Annotated in this window: 16 protein-coding genes; 6 read left to right on the top strand and 10 right to left on the bottom strand. The window is 72.8% G+C overall.

The window, feature by feature from the left end; translation table 11 throughout:
- Window positions 1-19: 19 nt before the first annotated feature.
- Entirely contained in the window at window positions 20-418 is a 399-nt protein-coding gene (locus tag F0L17_RS01245; RefSeq protein WP_155069363.1) for a hypothetical protein, read from the top strand.
- 145 nt (window positions 419-563) lie between these two features.
- Here the strand turns inward: F0L17_RS01245 and F0L17_RS27295 are convergent, their stop codons facing one another.
- Window positions 564-1,019: a ricin-type beta-trefoil lectin domain protein gene (locus F0L17_RS27295; RefSeq protein WP_155069362.1), complete on the bottom strand. Its 456-nt coding sequence runs from the start codon at window positions 1,017-1,019 to the stop codon at window positions 564-566.
- A gap of 342 nt (window positions 1,020-1,361) precedes the next feature.
- Between F0L17_RS27295 and F0L17_RS01235 the strand changes: the two genes are divergently transcribed.
- Complete coding sequence (locus F0L17_RS01235) at window positions 1,362-1,847, top strand: VOC family protein (protein ID WP_155069361.1); 486 nt, start codon at window positions 1,362-1,364, stop codon at window positions 1,845-1,847.
- Between the two features lie 261 nt (window positions 1,848-2,108).
- On the opposite strand, the gene F0L17_RS01230 is transcribed toward F0L17_RS01235, so the two are convergent.
- The gene (locus F0L17_RS01230; protein ID WP_155069360.1) at window positions 2,109-3,053 is read right to left on the bottom strand and encodes a DMT family transporter; all 945 of its coding nucleotides are present in this window, start codon (window positions 3,051-3,053) and stop codon (window positions 2,109-2,111) included.
- Between F0L17_RS01230 and F0L17_RS01225 the strand changes: the two genes are divergently transcribed.
- Window positions 3,052-4,467 carry an aminotransferase-like domain-containing protein gene (locus F0L17_RS01225; protein ID WP_155069359.1) on the top strand — a complete coding sequence of 472 codons (1,416 nt, stop codon included), beginning with the start codon at window positions 3,052-3,054 and terminating at the stop codon, window positions 4,465-4,467. The genes F0L17_RS01230 and F0L17_RS01225 overlap by 2 nt on opposite strands.
- A 19-nt stretch (window positions 4,468-4,486) precedes the next feature.
- Here the strand turns inward: F0L17_RS01225 and F0L17_RS01220 are convergent, their stop codons facing one another.
- The 3 genes from F0L17_RS01220 to F0L17_RS01210 all read right to left on the bottom strand — a co-directional run bounded on the left by F0L17_RS01220 (window position 4,487) and on the right by F0L17_RS01210 (window position 7,138).
- Window positions 4,487-5,878, bottom strand: a complete 1,392-nt coding sequence (locus F0L17_RS01220) for an Nramp family divalent metal transporter (protein WP_155069358.1) — start codon at window positions 5,876-5,878, stop codon at window positions 4,487-4,489.
- Window positions 5,871-6,161 (bottom strand): hypothetical protein, encoded by a 291-nt coding sequence (locus tag F0L17_RS01215; RefSeq protein ID WP_155069357.1) that lies wholly within the window; start codon window positions 6,159-6,161, stop codon window positions 5,871-5,873. The genes F0L17_RS01220 and F0L17_RS01215 overlap by 8 nt, the downstream gene beginning before the upstream one ends.
- Window positions 6,162-6,229: 68 nt before the next feature.
- Window positions 6,230-7,138 (bottom strand): manganese catalase, encoded by a 909-nt coding sequence (locus tag F0L17_RS01210; RefSeq protein ID WP_155069356.1) that lies wholly within the window; start codon window positions 7,136-7,138, stop codon window positions 6,230-6,232.
- 227 nt (window positions 7,139-7,365) lie between these two features.
- Between F0L17_RS01210 and F0L17_RS01205 the strand changes: the two genes are divergently transcribed.
- The gene (locus tag F0L17_RS01205; RefSeq protein ID WP_155069355.1) at window positions 7,366-8,136 is read left to right on the top strand and encodes an AfsR/SARP family transcriptional regulator; all 771 of its coding nucleotides are present in this window, start codon (window positions 7,366-7,368) and stop codon (window positions 8,134-8,136) included.
- 130 nt (window positions 8,137-8,266) lie between these two features.
- On the opposite strand, the gene F0L17_RS01200 is transcribed toward F0L17_RS01205, so the two are convergent.
- Window positions 8,267-9,520 (bottom strand): histidine decarboxylase, encoded by a 1,254-nt coding sequence (locus F0L17_RS01200; RefSeq protein ID WP_155069354.1) that lies wholly within the window; start codon window positions 9,518-9,520, stop codon window positions 8,267-8,269.
- A 419-nt stretch (window positions 9,521-9,939) separates the two neighbouring features.
- Here F0L17_RS01200 and F0L17_RS01195 point away from each other — a divergent pair, with 419 nt between their 5' ends.
- Window positions 9,940-11,115: a sialidase family protein gene (locus F0L17_RS01195; RefSeq protein WP_338017906.1), complete on the top strand. Its 1,176-nt coding sequence runs from the start codon at window positions 9,940-9,942 to the stop codon at window positions 11,113-11,115.
- 167 nt (window positions 11,116-11,282) lie between these two features.
- On the opposite strand, the gene F0L17_RS01190 is transcribed toward F0L17_RS01195, so the two are convergent.
- The 3 genes from F0L17_RS01190 to F0L17_RS01180 form a co-directional block, all read right to left on the bottom strand.
- Window positions 11,283-12,830, bottom strand: coding sequence for a pectate lyase family protein (locus F0L17_RS01190; RefSeq protein WP_155069353.1), 1,548 nt, complete (start codon window positions 12,828-12,830; stop codon window positions 11,283-11,285).
- Between the two features lie 697 nt (window positions 12,831-13,527).
- Entirely contained in the window at window positions 13,528-14,565 is a 1,038-nt protein-coding gene (locus F0L17_RS01185) for a polyprenyl synthetase family protein (protein WP_155069352.1), read from the bottom strand.
- Between the two features lie 720 nt (window positions 14,566-15,285).
- The gene (locus F0L17_RS01180) at window positions 15,286-15,708 is read right to left on the bottom strand and encodes a hypothetical protein (RefSeq protein WP_155069351.1); all 423 of its coding nucleotides are present in this window, start codon (window positions 15,706-15,708) and stop codon (window positions 15,286-15,288) included.
- A 316-nt stretch (window positions 15,709-16,024) separates the two neighbouring features.
- Between F0L17_RS01180 and F0L17_RS01175 the strand changes: the two genes are divergently transcribed.
- Complete coding sequence (locus F0L17_RS01175) at window positions 16,025-16,420, top strand: RidA family protein (protein ID WP_155072984.1); 396 nt, start codon at window positions 16,025-16,027, stop codon at window positions 16,418-16,420.
- Between the two features lie 210 nt (window positions 16,421-16,630).
- Here F0L17_RS01175 and F0L17_RS01170 read toward each other — a convergent pair whose 3' ends face one another.
- Window positions 16,631-17,272: a histidine phosphatase family protein gene (locus tag F0L17_RS01170; protein ID WP_162465638.1), complete on the bottom strand. Its 642-nt coding sequence runs from the start codon at window positions 17,270-17,272 to the stop codon at window positions 16,631-16,633.
- Between the last annotated feature and the right edge of the window lie 56 nt (window positions 17,273-17,328).

The following is a 17,328-nucleotide window of genomic DNA, read 5'->3' as shown; positions in this document are numbered from 1 at the left end:
CTCTCACCTGGAGGTGATCATGAGACACGCACGCGTCACCAAGGCCGCCGTGGTCACCGCCGTCGCCACCGCGGTCTGCCACCTCACCATGAGCGCCGGGTTCGCCTGGGCCCGCGACCGGCCGTCCGAGCATCCGGACGACTGGTCCGGCCTGTACGAGTTCGGTGCCACCGTCCTCGCCTCCTGGATCCTCATGCCCCTGGTGCTGTGGGCCGGGATGCGCGTCCTCGGTGAACGGCGCACCCATCTCCAGGTCTACGTCGGCGCTCTGCTGTGGGGCGCGGTCTCCTGGTACCACGTCGATGACATCGACCGCGCGGGAGGGGTCATGCCCCCCTTGGTCGCGGCCGTGTTCGTCGTGGTGGGCGCACTCCTCGGCGCCTTCGATCCCGGCCCCGAGTGTGACGAGGCGGTGTGAGCGAGCGGACGGGTGCCGTACCCGTCGGTGATCCGACGCCTGACGCGGCCGACCCGCCGGGCCCTTCGAGCGGGCCGGGCGGGCGGCGGGCGTCCGGGCCCGCACACCCGGTCACGGTGATCGGGCCTGCGGGCCCGCGGGGCTGCTACGAGCCGCCGAAGAATTCCCAGTCCGAGCGGTTGGCCGTGCTGCTACTGTTGGTTACCACCCAGTAGTAACCCGGGCGCTGAGCCAGGTACATGCCGGTGGCCACGTTCTTCACCTTCCTGCCCTCGTACAGCCATTTCTGGTGGTTTCCGCCGTTGCATTCCAGCCAGTAGACGTCTCCGGCGGAATTGCTGTCGAGGCACTGGTTCGAGTGGGCCCTGCGGATGGTTCTGTCGTCCCGCCGGTCCCACAGTTGCGCCGGGTCGCCGACATTGCAGCCCAGGGCCATCACGTTCCCGTCGCTCCGGGCGGTGACGCACCCGCCGCTCGACAGGTTCTTGATCCAGGTGTTCTCGGCGGCGAACGCGTTCGGCGCGGAGAGTCCGACCATGACGGCCGAGGTGGCGAGCGTCGCCGATGCGGCCTGTAGTGCACGTTCGAGTGTCCGGTTCACGCATGCTCCGATGGGTCGGTAGCCGAGTGGTGCGATGGGCCGTTCGGCAGGTGAGACGAAGGAGGTGGTGCACGGGTTTACGGCAGGGCGTGTGACACGGACCACGGACGTGGGTGACGGTGAGTCGACTCCGGAACGCGTCGGGGTCGGACTCGCGACTTCGATCCGGGCGTCACCGGGCGGGGCCGGCACTCCTGAAGTCGCCCGTCCGCAAAGGCCCGTCGGTTCCGGAGGAACGCCGGAAGGTGCCTCGAACGCGATTGACCTCAAGCGCGCTTGAAGCTCTAGCTTCCCCGTGAAGCCGCGGGAACCGGCCCGCGGCGCCTTTCGAGGAGGTTCGCCATGACCGAGCACGCGACCGACATCGAGATACCCGACCGTTACCGCTATGCCGTGATCCCGCACATCATGGTCGACGATGCCGCCGCGGCGATCGCTTTCTACCAACGGGCGTTCGGCGCCCGCGAGGACTTCAGGGTCGACGCTCCGGGCGGCGGGATCCTGCACGCCGAGATCACCGTCGGACGGTCGACGCTGATGTTGGGCGACGTCAGCGTGGACGAGGCGGAGGCCGCCTCCTTCGTCGCGCCGACCTCGCTCGGTGGAGGCACGCCCGTCACACTGCATGTCTTCGTGTCGGACGTCGACAGCCTGGCGGAGCGCGCCCGGGACGCCGGCGCCGAGATCCTCCAACCGCCGAAGGACATGTTCCACGGTGACCGTACCGTCATCCTCAAGGATCCCTTCGGGCACATGTGGGTGTTCCTGACGCATGTGGAGGACGTCTCGGAGGAGGAGTTGCGGCGCCGCCTGGCCACCGCGGGGTGACCGGAGCGGACAACGGGACGTCGCGTCACCCGGGAGGGGGCCGGGGCGGGACGACCGGTGGTGACGGGCGCCGTGCCTCGGCTCGACGGAGTGCGGCGCTCGCCGGCGCGGACGGGAGCGCCGTCGCTCCGAGTCGGCGTCCGGCTCCCGCCGGGGGTGATCGGGGCGGATCCCGGCGCGGGCCGGTACCGCGGCCGGGATCCTGCCGCGCGGGCCGTGCGGCGGCGGTGAGCACCGTGGTGAACGGGGGGCCGCTGTGCGTCACTTCGCGCCCGCGCCCGTACCGCGCCCCGACCGGATGCGCACGGCGAGGCCGGCGCAGGCGACCACGGCGACACCGCCCAGGAGGGTGGGCCAGGTGAGTCGCTCGCGCAGGAACAGCGCGGCCCAGCAGATGCTCATCACGGGTTGGACGAGCTGAACCTGACCGACCTGCGCCATCGGTCCGATCGCGAGCCCGCGGTACCAGGCGAAGAAGCCGAGGAACATGCTCACCACTCCGAGGTAGGCGAACGCCGCCCACTCGACCGGGGCGCCGGTCGGGGGGCGCTGCGACATCGAGACGCCGGTGAGGACGGTCGTCAGCGGCGCGGAGAGCACGAGCGCCCAGGACACGGTCTGCCAGGCGCCGAGTTCACGGGCGAGGAGCCCGCCTTCGGCGTAGCCGATCGCGGCCGCGACGACGGCACCGAACAGAAGCAGATCGGACCAGTGGAGGCCGCCGAGCCCGTCCCCTTGCGCCGAGGCGAACACGACCGCGGTGAGCGCGCCGACGGCGGCCATGGCCCAGAACGGGACCGGGGGGCGCTCGTGTCCCCGGAGCGCGGCCGTCACCGCGGTCGCGGCCGGCAGGATCGCGATCACGACGGCGCCGTGGCCGGCCGAGGCGTTGGTCAGCGCGAAGGAGGTCAGCACGGGAAAGCCGACGACCACGCCGGCGGCGACGACCGCCAGGCGGACCCACTGGGTGCCGCAGGGTGGTGGCTGCCTCGTGACCGCCAGTGCGGCGGCCGCGAGCAACGCGGCGATCACCGCCCGACCGGAGCCGACGAACAGCGGCGGTATCCCGCCGCCTCCGACGGCGACACGGGTGAACGGGACGGTGAAGGAGAACGCCGCGACCCCGAGCAGGCCCCACCGGAGGCCGGTGCGGGATGAGGATAGCGCCGACGGTCCGGCGGGGATAGCGCTACTGTTGTGTGTCATGGCCAACGATAGCAGTTCGCGGATCGTCGCCGATCTCCGCGAGTGGATCGCGACGGCCGCGCCGGGTGCGAAGCTGCCGTCCACCCGGACACTGGTCGCGCGGTACGGGGCGAGTCCGGTCACGGTGCAGAAGGCGCTGCGGGCCCTGGCGGCACAGGGGGTGGTGGAGAGCCGTCCCGGTGTGGGGAGCTTCGTCCGTGCCGTCCGTGTGGCCCGACCGAACGACTACGGATGGCAGACCGCGGCACTCGGGTCGCCGCAGAACCGCGTACCGCGGCTCTCCGCGGCGCTGCGGACCACTCCGAACGACGTGATCGCGCTGCACTCGGGCTACCCGGACCGGGACCTGCTGCCCGAGCGCCTGGTGCGGGCCGCGCTCACCCGCTCGGCCCGCGGCGACGCCGCGGTCCGCCGGCCGCCGGCCGCGGGACTGCCGGAGCTTCAGTCGTGGTTCGCGGCCGAACTCGGCGCCATGACGCCGGTCGGGCTCACCCCTCCGACACCGAGCGACGTCGTCGTCTTCCCCGGCAGCCAGAGCGGGCTCAACACCGCCTTCCGGGCCCTCGTCGGCGCGGGCCGCCCGCTGCTGATGGAGTCACCGACCTACTGGGGCGCGATCCTGGCCGCCGCGCAGGCGGGGGCGCGGGTCGTGCCCGTCCCCAGCGGAGCGCACGGCCCCGACCCCGACGAGCTGGCACGGGCGTTCGAGCGGACCGGAGCCCGCGTGTTCTACGCCCAGCCGAACTTCGCCAACCCCAGCGGCGCCCGATGGACCCCCGACCTGGCCGGCCGGGTCCTCGACGTCGTCCGCGAGCACGGCGCGTTCCTGGTCGAGGACGACTGGGCACACGACTTCGGCATCGCCGCGGACCCGGTCCCGATCGCCGCTCGGGACGACCACGGGCACGTCGTCTACCTGCGGTCCCTGACCAAGAGCGTCTCCCTGGCCGTCCGCGTCGCCGGAGTCGTCGCCCGCGGTCCGGCCCGGACGCGCATCCTCGCCGACGCCCAGGCCGAGTCCCTGTACGTCAGCGGCGTCCTCCAGGCCGCCGCGCTCGACGTCGTCACCCAGCCCGCCTGGCGCACCCACCTGCGGAACCTCCGCCACCAACTCGCCGCCCGCCGGGATCTCCTCGTCGACGCGCTCCGGGAACACGCGCCCACCGCCCGCCTCGAATCCGTGCCGCAGGGAGGGCTGCACATCTGGGTCCGGCTGCCGGACACCACCGATCCGGCGCGCCTCGTCCGGGACTGTGAGGCGGCCGGAGTCGTCATCGCTCCCGGCGACGAGTGGTTCCCCGCCGAACCGACCGGGGTCTACCTCCGGCTCAACTACTCCGGGCCGAATCCCGGCGCCTTCCCCGACGGCGCACGCGTCATCGGGCAGGCACTCGCGCGGCAGCGGGCGCGGTAGCGGTCGGTGCCCGTCGGACTCAGCCGAGGAGTACGTCCTGGACCAGGAAGAGGTTGAGGCCGGTGATCGCCAAGGCCACGGCCGTGCCCAGGACGGTCGTGGCGGAGCGGTTCACCAGGTCGCCCATGACGTCCCGTCGGGCGGTGAAGACGATCAGGGGGACCAGCGCGAAGGGGATGCCGAAGGACAGCACCACCTGGCTGAGCACCAGGGCCCGGGTGGGATCGACGCCCAGGGCGAGCACGGTCAGCGGCGGGCCCATCGTGATCAGGCGGCGCAGCGTCAGCGGGACGCGGCGCCGCAGGAAGCCCCGCATGACGACCTGTCCCGCATAGGTGCCCACGCCCGACGAGGCCAGTCCCGACGCCAGCAGGGCCAGGGCGAACGCCAACGCCGCGCCGGGGCCGATCACGGTGCCCAGGCCGTGGTGGAACTGCTCCAGGGTCTCGTAGGCGGCGGACCCCGCGGGGCCTCCCCCGTGGAAGGCCGCGGCGGCGACGGTGAGCATGGTCGCGTTGACCAGGCCGGCGGTGCCCAGGGCGACGAGGATCGCCGTGCGGTTGGCCCGCAGCACCAGCCGCTTGCGCTCCGGGGACGTACGGCCGTGTCGGCGGCTCAGAGAGGAGTGCAGGTAGATCACGTGCGGCATCACCGTGGCCCCGACCATGCCGGTGGTCAGCAGGACGCTCTGGGTGTCGGCGAACCTCGGCCGCAGGCCGGTCAGCGTTCCGCTCCAGGAGCCGGTCCGCAGACTCTGGTAGAGGAACCCGGCGAGGATGACCAGCAGGAAACCGGTGATCACCATCTCGAAGCGCCGCCTGCCCTCGGGAGCGAGCACCACCAGCAGCAGGGACGCGGCGCCGACGATGAACGCCGCCGGCACCAGGGGAATGCCGAACAGCAGGTACAGGGCCACCGCCCCGCCGACGAACTCGGCCAGGTCGGTGGCCATGGCCACCAGCTCGGCCTGGATCCACAACACCCGGCACACCGGCCGGGGGGTGTGCTCGCGGCACAACTCCGGCAGGTCGCGACCGGTGGCGACACCGACCTTGCACGCCAGGTACTGGACGAAGATCGCCACCACGTTCGCCAGCGCGATCACCCACAGCAGCAAGGGGCCGTACCGGGCGCCCGCGGTCATGTTGGTGGCGAAGTTCCCCGGGTCGACGTAGGCCACCGACACCACGAACGCCGGGCCGAGCATCGCCACGACGGTCCACCGGCCGGGGTGCCGCCGCGCTCCCCGCTCGTCCGCCCCGGTGCCCGGGGCCGCGGCGGCGGGGTCCGACGCGCCGGCCGCCGGTCCCGGCGCCGGGAGGCCGGACGGAGGCGTGGGCAGGGGCGTGGGCAGGGACGTGGGCAGGGACGTGGAGGGGGACGCTTCCTGGTGCTGCCGCGGGTCAAGCATCGGTCGGACCCCCGTCCCCGGTGGCGCGGGCCCGGACGGCGGCCGGTGGGGCGCATCCTTCCGGCCGTTCCGGCCACCGTGCCGCGCGGCGGTAGGGCGCCAGCCTGAGGGCGATGGTGGCGAGCAGGGCCAGTCCCAGCAGGCGTTCGGTCGTTCCGCCGAGGCCGAGGCCGACGGCCGCCGCGGCGACGTACAGGGTCAGGAGCGTCACGGTGACGGGACGCGGACGCCGCCGGGGGGCCGTCGCCGGAACCGTCCTGTGCGCGGGGGCTCGGGCGCTCATGGTCCTCCCGCCTCCTCTCGGGTGGGCGGGCGAGCCCCGTCCCGCGGTGGGAGGGGCCCGCGCCGGTCTCACTCGTCGGACGAGAACGTGTCCCTGAGCTTGCCCCTGAGACCCGTCTCGGTGCCCAGGGCCGGGCCCCGGGGCTGCCCCATGCCGCCGTCGTAGGTGGAGAAGAGAGCGGGGTCGGGGGGCGGGGGCGACGCCTCGTCGCCCAGGGGCCGGGCGTCGGCGAGCACGCTGAACTCGTGCTCGCCGTCCGGGGTCGGCCCGGAGGCCCACAGGCCCGCGGCGGCGGCCTCGCCGTCGGACAGGTGCCACAGTGTCGCGGCGTGCTCACGGTGCTCCTCGTCCGCGAGACCGCCGGGAACGACGACGTCCTCCAGAGCGTCCTCGCGGAGCTGCTCGATGGCCGCGAGCCACAGGTTCTGGTGGTAGGTGTCCCGGGCGAGGTTGAACTTCAGCATGTCCCTCACGCCGGGGTCGTCGGTCATGTTGTACAGGCGCGCGGTCTGGAGCCGGCTCTGCGCCTCGGCCGCGACGTTGGCGTAGAAGTCGGCCAGCAGGTTTCCGCTGGCCACCGCGTAGCGACCGTTCCAGGGGTAGCCGTTGCTGTCCGCCGGGAGCGCCGCACCGCCGGCGATGATCGCCTGCTGCGGGTCCATGCCGCCCATCACGGCACCGACGGCGGGGTCGGAGGTGGCGACCTTGGTGGTCGCGGTGGCGGGAGCGCCCTCCAGGAGACGGGCGACCATGGTGGCGAGCATCTCCACGTGGCCGATCTCCTCCGTGGCGATGTCCATGATCAGGTCCTTGTACTTGCCCTTGACGCGGCAGTTCCAGCCCTGGAACAGGTACTGCGCCATCACGGTCATCTCGCCGTAGGCGCCGCCGACGAGTTCCTGGAGCTTGTGGGCGTAGACCGGGTCGGGCTTCTCCGGCTTCGCCTCGAACTGCAGTTGCCGGGTGTGTCGGAACATCTGTGCTCTCGCTTTCCGGACGAGACGGTTCTCGGTCGTGGCGGAGCGCGGACGTGCGCTGTCGAGCCCGAGCGTGCCCCGCCCTTCGGACGCTAGGCGGCGCCCGTCACCGCCCCGTCTCCGCCGGGGGCACCGAAGGGGTGTGACGCGCCCGAGAGCGGGAACCCCGTCCGTCTCACGGGCCCGCGGAACCCGGGCGGCATCGGTTCCTTCCGAAGAGAGGTCCCATGACATCCTCCTTCGTCCTCACATCGCGGCAGCTCCGCCCCGAGACGGTGGAGTGGGAGGCGCACCTGGCCCTGCTGGGCCGCTTCCGTCTGGAGGTCCGGTCCCGGAGAATGGCCCTCAGCCCCGCCGTGCAGCGGCTGCTGGCACTGCTGGCGCTGCACCACGAGGGCGTGACCAGGTCGTCCGCCGCCTCGACGCTCTGGCCCGACCTGCCCGTCCAGCGCGCGGGAGCGAGCCTGCGCTCGACCCTGTGGCGACTGTCCCGGAGCAGCGGACCCCACCGGTTGGTCGACATCGGCGGAAGCTGCCTCGCACTCGCCCCGACCGTCGGGGTCGACCTGCACACGGCCGAGCGGCACGCCGCGTCCCTCGTGTCGTCACGCGACATCGAACCGGTGCCGCGGCAGGTCCTCGTCGGACTCGGCGAGGACCTGCTGCCCGACTGGACGGAAGGCTGGCTGCTGGTCGCCCGGGAGCACTTCCGCCAGACCCGGCTGCACGCGCTGGAGGCCGTGTCCCACCGGTTGCGCGACGGCGGCCGGCTCGCCGCCGCCATGGAGTCCGCCATGATGGCGGTGGAGGCCGAGCCGCTGCGCGAGAGCGCGCACCGCAGTGTCGTGGACATCCACCTGGCGGAGGGCAACGTCGCCGAGGCCCTGCGGCACTACGAGATCTTCCGGCGGATGATCCGCAGCGAGCTGGGACTGGGGCCGTCCGCCGGCTTCCGCCGCCTCATGGCGCCCTATCTGAGCCGCCCCCTGGACGCCTGACCGCCCGTCCGCGACGGAGGTGACGCCCCGGTGACGCCCGGCGGTGGTGACGGCGGTGGTGACGGCGGTGGTGGCGGGAGCCCCGCGCACGCCCTCGCCCATGCCGCGGTCGTTCCGGCCGGCCCCTCCGTCACGGCGCCAGATCGCCGAGGAAGCGGTCGACGATCTCGTGGGTGACGTGCGGCATGGCGACGAGGTGTGCGAAGGGCCCCTCGGTGGCCAGATGCCATCGGCGGCAGACGGAGGGCGCGGGGCGGTCGAAGACCACGGTGAGCGAGGCCGGGTTGCGCAGGCAGCGCCTCCCGAGGGCACGGACGCCGTGTTCGGCGTACGCGGCGACGGACAGACAGCGGGCGACGCGGGAGGCCAGTCCGACACGTCCCAACCGTCTGAGGGCGTACCACAGGAACACCGCCGCGAGCGCGTTGCGCGAACAGGCGAGGGTGGCGTCGCGGGCGTCGAGGTATTCGCCCGTCGCGTCGGGAGAGGGCACCAGGTGTCCCCGGGCCAGGACGACTCCGCAGGGCATGGGCACGCCGATCAGCTTGTGCCCGCTGATGGCGAGGGTGTCGGCGCCCCCGTCGAAGCCCCACGCGGGCGGGTTGGGGGCGAAGGCGGCCACCAGGGCGCCCAACGCACCGTCGACGTGCAGGTGGCACTCGCCCGCCGGCTCGGTCGCCGCACGGACGGCGGGCAGGTCGTCGATGGCTCCGAGCATGGTGGTGCCGACGGTGGCGACCACGACGGCTCCCCGCCCGGCGCGCCGCTCGCAGGCGCCCCGCAGTGCCCGGACGTCCATGCTCCCGTCCCGCCGGGTGGGAACGGCCACGGCCTCCATGCGCAGCAACGCGGCGGCCCTGGCGACCGTGTGGTGTGCCGCCGCGCTGTGATAGAGGGGTGCCCGAGGAAGGCGCTGTCGACCGGCGTGCAGGCCGAAGAGGTTGCCCTCCGTGCCGCCACTGGTGACGTAGCCGTAGGTGCGGGCCGGATCGCCCCCCGCCAGACGGGAGAGGAAGCCCACCACGTGACGCTCGAACGGCTGTCGGTCGGGACGGAACGGGTCTCCCGGCCCGGGGTCTCCCACGGTGTTCCACAGCACGTCCAGCAGACCGCCGAAGGCGCGGTAGTCCAGGTCGAGGTTGACCGGGTACCCGATCGACGTCTCCCGCCGCCGCCGCAGCGCCTCCCCGAACCCGTGCACGAGTTCCCCGTCCTCGGCGGCCGTGGTGCGGGGGACGTCGGCGATGCCGAGACCGTCCGCGGGGCCGGAGGGTGCCGCTTCGGCCGCCCCCCACCGGGCGGCGCCGGTGAACGGTGCCGGAAGGAACGCCGCGGGGCCGAGGGAGACCGGGTGCCCCGCGGGCGGGGCGTTGGTCACGGGCATGGTTCCTCCGTGTGGCGACGGGGCCGTTCCCCTGTCGGTCCCAGCAGGACAGCAGGGGGATGCGGAGGCCGCAACGGCCGTGCTCGCGGCACCACCCGTACGGCGGGACGCGGTCGCCCCGTACGGCGGGGCGACCGCGCCCCGGAGCGAGGCGAGCGAGGCGGCGGACCCCGGTCACCGTGTGTCCGGCGACAGGGACCGCGCGGCAGGAGGCCCGGTGGGGGCGGGGAACTCCATGCGCACCTGTTCGACCATGGCGCCCGGCAGCGGTCCGCCCGACCCGGCCACGGCCGGTCCGGGGCGACCTCCCCGGCCGGTGGGCCACTTGGCGGCGTGGGCTGGTCCATGCCGCGCAACCGCGTCCCGGCGTACGGCGCGCCGCCGTCCGCGGCGCGGTGGCCGTCGGCCAAGGTGGGGCCGTGTTCACCTCTCCTCGTCGTACGGTGGGAATCGTCCTGTTGGCGCTGCTGAGCGGCCTCGCCGCGGAGATGCCGGCGCGGTCGGCCGCCGCGGCCGATGCCTGCACCGAGTCGGTGCCGTTCGCCTCCGGCATGGAGGGGTACCGCGGCTTCCGCGTTCCGGCCGTGATCGAGGCACGAGGCGGTGGCGAGGTCGGCGGGCCCGACGCGCTGGTCGCTTTCGCGGAGGGACGCGTCCGTTCCCTCGCCGACGACGGCGACATCGACGTGGTGGCGCGCCGGTCGCTCGACGGAGGCTGCACCTGGGGCCCCCTGCGCGTGGTCGCCGACGCCGGGCGGGACACCATCGGCAACCCCTCGCCCGTCCTCGATCCGGCGACCGGTCGGATCGTGTTGCTCAGTTGTCGGAACGCCCACGGGGTGATGGGCGACCGCCGGGTGTTCGTCCAGCACAGCGACGACGGCGGCATCACCTTCTCACCGCCTCGGGAGATCACCGAACAGGTCAAGCCGGAACACTGGAACTGGTACGGGACCGGACCCGGCCACGCGCTGGCCCTACGGCACGGCCCGCGCCCCGGACGCCTGCTGGTGCCGGCCAACCACAGCTACCGCACGGCGGCCGGCACCCACCGCTCCGGCGCCCACGCGTTGTACAGCGACGACGGGGGAGAGACCTGGCACACCGGCTATGTGGCCCAGCCGCTGGACGAGGACCTGCGGTTGGAGGAGAACGCCCTCGCCGAGCTGCCGAGCGGGGTGATCTACAGCAACGTCCGCAACCAGAGCGGGACCTCGACCGCGAGCCGCGCCGATGCCCGTCTGGAGCCGGGCGGCACGGCCCTGTCGAGTCCCTACCGCCCCCAGCCCCACCTGACCGGGCCCGTGGTGCACGGCGGCGTGCTGTGGGTCGAACCCCGGCCGCCCCTCCCGCCGCTGCTGGTCTTCTCCGGACCGGCCGATCCGGAGGCCCGCAGGGCGATGACGCTGCGCCTCAGCTTCGACCAGGGGAGCACCTGGCAGGAGGGGCCACGTCTGACGGCGGGGCCTGCCGCGTACTCCGACCTGGTCCAACTGGACCGGGACACCGTGGGCGTGCTGTACGAGAAGGGCGCCGAGTCCCCTTACGAGACCCTCACCTTCACCAGGGTGCCCACCGCCGCTCTCATCCGGTAGGAGCATCCCCGGAGGCGACCGGCCCGGCCGGGCCGGTCGCGGCGGGGGGGGGCCGTCGGTGCGACGGCCCCCGCCCCGGGGACGGCTGCGGCGGGCGACGGTCCCGGTGCCGTTGCCGGACGGGCCCGGAAGGAGGCGGACCCGGGCGGGCGGCGGGACCGCCTCCGCTACCCGGCGTAGGTCTCGAACTCGGCGACCTTCGGGGTGCCGGTCGAGCCGGTGATCTCGAAGGTGATCTTGCGCAGTGAGGTCCGGGGGAAGGTGATGACACCCGCCCCGTCGCCGGAGGTCAGGACGGCGCCGGTGTCGTGGTTGACGACCCGCCAGGACCCGATGGTGCCTTCGGAGCCTGCCGCCTCCCGGATGTTGATCGTGGACACCGTGGTGGCGGAGCCCCACTTGATCGAGATGGAACCGGTCGAGCCGGTCGGTGACCAGTAGGTGCTCATCTCACCGTCCCGTACGTTGCCGTAGCTCGTCCCGTCGGCCTTGCCGGAGCCGTCGGAGCCGGCCCCGATGCTGAGGTTGGTCCCGCCGGGCTGGGTCGGCGTCGGCGTGGGGGTGGTGGGGTCCGGCGCGGGAGTGGTCGGTGTCGGTGCCGGTGTCTGCGGCGAGCAGTCGCCGTTCGACACGCGCAGACCCGTGCCGGCCCCCGCCGTCCGGCTCACGACGCTCGGCACGCAGGCGGCGTCGTCGAGGGCGTAGGAGTAGGGAATGTCGACGGTGGTGTTGGACCGCGGATCGGGGCCGGCGGGGTTGCTGTCGCTACCGGAGCCGGACCAGGTCACGTTGTCGTAGATGTTGCCGCTGACCTGCCAGTAGCCGGCCTCGTCGGTGTAGAAGGTGCCCAGGACGTTCTTGGAGTCCTCGAAGTAGTTGTTGTCCACCTTGGCGCGGGCGCCGGCCCGGGAGTTGATGCCGGACTCGTTGATGCCCACGTAGTGGTTGTTGTACATGTGGCCTATGCCGCCGCGCAGCAGGGGGGTGCGGGAGTCGATGTTCTCGTACAGGTTGTGGTGGTACGTGACGAAGCCGTTGGAGCGGTCGCTCTCGCTGGATCCGACGAGTCCACCGCGGCCGGAGTTGCGCAGGATGCTGTAGGACAGGGTCACGTACTGGGTGTTGTTCTTCATGTCGAAGAGGCCGTCGAACCCCTCCGATTCCCCGCCCGACGCCTCCAGGGTGACGTGATCGACCCAGACGTTGCGGACGTTGCTCTCCATGCCGATGGCGTCGCCGCCGTTGGAGGTGGGCGAGCCCGACTTCTTGACGTTCCGGACGGTCACGTTCTGGATGATGATGTTGCTGGCGTCGCGGATGTGGATGCCCAGCTGGTCGAAGACGGCACCGCTGCCGACACCCACGATGGTGACGTTGCTGATCTGCTTGAGCTCGATCCTGTCGGCCGCGGTGTCGCAACTGTCGCCCGAGACCTTGCTGGTGTTGCCGTGGTTGATGGTCCCCTCGACCTCGATGGTGATCGGGGTGCTGCTGTCGGCCCGGCCGCACAGGGCCGCGTGGATCGCGGTCCCCGTGGTGGCCCGTACCGTTCGTCCGCCTTCGCCGCCGGTGGTCCCGCCGTTCTGGGACGCGTAGCCGGTGGCGCTGCCGGTCGCGGCCGATGCCTCGGGCGTCGACAGGACCGCGCCGGTCGCGGCCGCGAGGGCCATCGTGGCCAGCCCCGCGTAGAGTCGCAGTGCGACTGATCGTCTCATTCTCGCCTCTCGTTTCGTCGTCCAACGTCGGGTGGTGCCGGTTTATGTCATGATCATGACATTCGCGTGCCGAGGGTGCCGTCCTGTCGTCGAACGGGTCACCGACCGGCCCGGGAGCGGGTGTTCTCCCGGTGGGACCGGGGTGGCGACTTTCCCGTCGCGGCCCGGAGCCCGGGGGCCTCGGAGTCGGCCGCGAGGTCACCGCGGTCGTGTTCCCGCCTGCTCGGCCGGTCGTGCCGTCAGGCGGTGTCGGTGTGACGCCAACGCCGGTGCGGGGCGACCTCCGGAGCCGGCGGCGTGGCCGGCCGCCTGTCAGGGGAAGTCGTCGCCGCGGGAACCGCGATGGACGGCGCGGTGCGTTTTCGTCGTGGCGTACGCCCTTTCGTTCCGTGGTCCGTCGGCATCCCGGGTGAAACCCTCGCGCCGTATCGGTGGCGGCTCACGTGCGAGGTCATGGCAGGTGTCGCGATGGTCGCTTTCACCGGAACGATCGTCACAGACCGGGAAAGCGCTTTCTTTCGGTGAGGATAGGGTGGCGTCTGATGGACTGGCAAGGTTCTGTACGGTTGCGGAATACGCTATTCCGTCTTGTGTGGCGGCCAACGCCCGGGAACGTCACCGGAGTTCGAGGTCGAGACGCCGTGGCCCCCGGCCCGCCGGCCGGGCCGGTCTCCCGTCCGTCCCACCGTCAAAGGACTCACACCGACGATCGACCCGCGTGGCGCCGCCGGTCGCCGTCGGCGGCTTCCGCCGGGAGGGGCACGGGGGACAGGAGCATCCGACCGGCCATGTCCACGAGCCGACGCAGTATCGGCGGACAGGCGCCGTGGCCGCCCAGGTCGTCCAGGACGCGATGCGCCTCGTCCCGGAACGCTCCGAGGTCGTCGCCGAATAGGCTGAGGACGTCGGGTGCCAGGAGGGCGCGGACGAGGTCCGCCCTGGCCCGCTCGGAGCCCGGCGCCGCGGCGTGCAGCTTCAGGACGCGTTCCCGCTCCGTCGGTGGAGCCTCCTCCAGGGCGCAGGCGAGCAGGTAGGTGACGGTGCCGTTGCGCAGGTCCTCGTTCCGGCCGGAGAGGATGTCCTCCTGGTCGTTGAACAGTTGCCACAGCAGACCGAAGACACGGCCGAACTCTCGCCACCGCTCCGTTCTGCCCGCCTCGGCGCCGGCCAGGATCGCGGCCATTGCCGTGATCATGCTGAAGGGTGCGCTGGACTTTCCCTCGTAGGCGGTGACGACCAGGCCGCGGGTGGCGCTCTCCGCGGTCCCGTTCACGTCTCTCAACTGCCCTTCGGCGGCGAGGATCCCGCAGTTCACGATCTCGTCCACCAGCGCGCCGCGGACCGGCTCCGGTATCCGTGGCGATCGGACGATCCGCAAGGGGAGCAGGTGTCCGCCGACGACGGAGGCGAGCGTCGCCTCTCCTGCGCCGATCCGTCCCGCGGCGGCCGTGCCGTTCCCGTCGGCCAGGTCGTCGAAGTAGCACGCCGATGTCCACCACAGGGTGTGCACGGCGGCGAGTGGGAGGGCCGGTTCGGGATCGCCCGTCTCGGCACCGTGGACCAGCAGGGGCAGTACGTCCAGGGGGTAGCTGAACGTCTGGTGCCGAAGGAGGGCGGCGATCGACTTCCTGATGTTGTCCGCCGACGGCCCGAGCCCTTCGAGGGCGGTGTCGATCTCCGCGGCTGCCCGCGAGGCGTAGCGCCGGTGCAGTTCCAGGTAGGACGTGAAGGTCATTCGTTGGCCTTTGCTTCGGGGAGGGGAGGGGCGGCCGCCTCCGTGGAGGAGGCCGTCGTCGGTTCGCGGTCCGGCCGGGCCGCCGGGTGGGTCGGTCCGCTGGACCGGTCCACCGGCCCGGCGGGCGAGGGGCTGCCGGCGTGGTTCCCGGCCCCTCGTCCGTCAGGGACGGGCCGTCCGGTCGCGGCCGTCGGAGCCCGCGCGGAGTGCGGCGAGGGGGGCGCCGGGCCACGGCGGGGTGGGCGTTCCGCGTTCCGACGAGGTCAGGTGGCCGACGGCGTGGGCGGAGGCCGGCCGGTCACGGAGGGCCGAGGGGACACGGTTTCGGCCCCTTCCGGCCGAGGTGGGCCTCGACGGGCACGACGACCGTCTTCTCCCCGCTCGGGCCGGGGTCCGCCGACGCGGGGGCGCCCACCGCTCTCCGGCGGCGCGTCCGGGCGCGTCGGGAGGTCGAGCGGAGGACCGCCGGCGGTGTCGGTCACCGATGCCCTCCAGCCGGGTGTCCGTCGTGTGAGTACCGGCCGAGGCCACGGCTCGCTCCTCGGCCGAGGCCACCGTCGGGAACGGTCGTCGGCCGAAGAGAAAGAATCGTTGCTCTCGGCCCGTTGCGCAACGTGCCCGGCGGCCGAGCGCGAGCGGCGAGGGGCGGACAGCGGGTGATCGCGCCGGTCACCCGCCGCGGCGACGCCCTCGGCGGGGCGCCGCGGCCCGCCCGGGAGGCTAGGGACGATCCTCCCCGGCGATCCACGCGCGGAGGCGTTCGCCGAGCACGACGTCGTGCGGCAACCGCCCCAGCTCCCGCGCGTCCACGTCCACCCCCTGCCGGCCGAGAGTCTCCGCCAGCCGGGCCCAGTGGCCGGCCGCCACCTCCTCGTGCGTGCGGCCGTCGGTCGGCTCGTCCGGCCCGACCACCATCCGGGCCGTCGTCTCGATCTCCTCGATCGATGTGTACGAGCGTATGTCGGCCGGCCGATCCTCTCCACCGCCGTGCAGCGCGGAGGACCAGCCTCGGTCGTCGAGCAACGTCAGGCTGCGGCCGTCCGCGAGTTCGGCCTCCAACCGTGCCGACACCGACATCTGCCGAGGGTCCGTGACGACGTCGCTCAGCTCGACGTGTGTGACGAAGCGGGCCATGAAGGCCATGCCGGTCCCTCCTCGAAAACGCCGGTCCTCGGCCCGGTCGCCCACCCCGGGCCCCGCCGTCCGACACCGTTCGACACCGTCAGGGTACGGACCGCGGTCGTTCGGCGGACTCGAACCACCGGCCACTCCTCGCCGGCGCTCTCGGCGGTGGGCACCCGGTACCACGCGGCGGGCTCCCGCCGGGGCGATCACCCACCGTCCAACGGCGACGCATGGGTGGCCCATGGACCGGCAGGTGGAGCCGGCGGCGCCGGCGGGGGCCGCGGTCCCGGCCGGGGGCTGTTCCGGGGGTACGTCGTTCTGGGATCATGAGGCGATGGAACCTATTCGGCAAACGGTCGGTTCTGGGTCGCCACTCGAACCGCAGATAGGGTTTTCGCGGGCGGTCCGCAAAGGGGCTTACGTCGTGGTCTCCGGTACCGCCCCCATCGGGGACGACGGCACGACCGTGGGGCGGGGCGACGTCCGTGCCCAGACGGTCAGGTGCCTGGACATCGCGGAGACCGCGCTGAACGCAGCGGGGGCGTCGTTGGAGGACGTCGTGCGGACTCGCGTCATGCTCACCGACGTGACCCGGTGGAAGGAGGCCGCGCAAGCCCACGGAGAGCGGTTCGCGTCGGTCCGTCCCGCGTGCACCTTCGTCGAGGTCTCACGCTTCATCGACCCCGACTGGCTCGTCGAGGTGGAGGTCGACGCCGTCCTCGACCACTGAGGCCGAACCTCCGGTGCCGTCCGGTGCCGTCCGGTGACGGTCCGTCACCGGGCGGCACCGGGGAGGGCCGTGACGGAGCCTGCGGTCCGCCCGCTCTTCGGTCGTCGCGGATCGCGACCTCACCCGGAAGTCGAGCCGGAGTCCGGGGAACGCCCGGGGAACGCCGCCGACCAGCAGGGCGGCGGGCCGTCGACGCGGGCCGAGCGGAGGTCAGTCGGCTTCGACGGCGTCGAGATGGCGGGTGTCGCCGAGGTCGGCGACCTGACGGTTGTGGAAGAAGTCGTCCTCGCGCAGCGTGGTGATGCTGCCGGACGGTGCCCGGAAACCGACGTGACCGAGCGACTCGATCGGCATCCCGATCCAGGCCGCCACGACGAACGTCAGAGAGCCGCCGTGCGTCACGATGATCTGGTGTTCGCACGGGCGCCGCAGGATCTCGTCCATGGCCGCGTAGACGCGCCGCACCCACGCCGCCTTGGTCTCGGCGCCCTCCACGCCCTCGTCGTGCTCCAGCCGCTCTCCGGTGGCCGGTGGGGGGACGAATCGCCGGTCCAGCCATTCCTGCGGCCTTCCCTCCGCCACCCCGTAGGACTTCTCCCGCAGCCTGCGGTCCGGGATCGGCCTCACGCCGAACAGTTCGGCGATCTCCTCGGCCGTCTGCCGGGTGCGCCGCAGGTCCGAGGAGAACAGCTCCACTTCGGCGCCATCCGGTATCCGGGTCCGTAGCGCCCGGGCGATGGAGGCCGCCGCGCGCACACCGGCGGGCGTCAGCCGCGAATCGTGCCATCCGCCGACGACTCCCTCGACGTGGTGGGTCGCCTCCGGATGGGTCACGACGTGGAGAGTGCGCACGCGCGGGTGTCCTTCCTGTGAGGGGCGCTCTGCGTGTCCAGGGTCCGCGACCGTGG

This window comes from Streptomyces taklimakanensis, from assembly GCF_009709575.1.
GTDB classification, from domain to species: Bacteria; Actinomycetota; Actinomycetes; order Streptomycetales; family Streptomycetaceae; genus Streptomyces; species Streptomyces taklimakanensis.
This window is presented reverse-complemented; position numbering and strand designations above follow the sequence as displayed.

Bases quoted from the DNA above. Each gene is read 5' to 3' on its own strand.
- F0L17_RS01230 (WP_155069360.1), bottom strand. From the start codon at position 3,053: ATGACACACAACAGTAGCGCTATCCCCGCCGGACCGTCGGCGCTATCC.
- F0L17_RS01190 (WP_155069353.1), bottom strand. From the start codon at position 12,830: ATGAGACGATCAGTCGCACTGCGACTCTACGCGGGGCTGGCCACGATG.
- F0L17_RS01235 (WP_155069361.1), top strand. From the start codon at position 1,362: ATGACCGAGCACGCGACCGACATCGAGATACCCGACCGTTACCGCTAT.
- F0L17_RS01200 (WP_155069354.1), bottom strand. From the start codon at position 9,520: ATGCCCGTGACCAACGCCCCGCCCGCGGGGCACCCGGTCTCCCTCGGC.
- F0L17_RS01180 (WP_155069351.1), bottom strand. From the start codon at position 15,708: ATGGCCTTCATGGCCCGCTTCGTCACACACGTCGAGCTGAGCGACGTC.
- F0L17_RS01210 (WP_155069356.1), bottom strand. From the start codon at position 7,138: ATGTTCCGACACACCCGGCAACTGCAGTTCGAGGCGAAGCCGGAGAAG.
- F0L17_RS01215 (WP_155069357.1), bottom strand. From the start codon at position 6,161: ATGAGCGCCCGAGCCCCCGCGCACAGGACGGTTCCGGCGACGGCCCCC.
- F0L17_RS01225 (WP_155069359.1), top strand. From the start codon at position 3,052: ATGGCCAACGATAGCAGTTCGCGGATCGTCGCCGATCTCCGCGAGTGG.
- F0L17_RS01245 (WP_155069363.1), top strand. From the start codon at position 20: ATGAGACACGCACGCGTCACCAAGGCCGCCGTGGTCACCGCCGTCGCC.
- F0L17_RS01185 (WP_155069352.1), bottom strand. From the start codon at position 14,565: ATGACCTTCACGTCCTACCTGGAACTGCACCGGCGCTACGCCTCGCGG.
- F0L17_RS01205 (WP_155069355.1), top strand. From the start codon at position 7,366: ATGACATCCTCCTTCGTCCTCACATCGCGGCAGCTCCGCCCCGAGACG.
- F0L17_RS01175 (WP_155072984.1), top strand. From the start codon at position 16,025: ATGGAACCTATTCGGCAAACGGTCGGTTCTGGGTCGCCACTCGAACCG.
- F0L17_RS01220 (WP_155069358.1), bottom strand. From the start codon at position 5,878: ATGCTTGACCCGCGGCAGCACCAGGAAGCGTCCCCCTCCACGTCCCTG.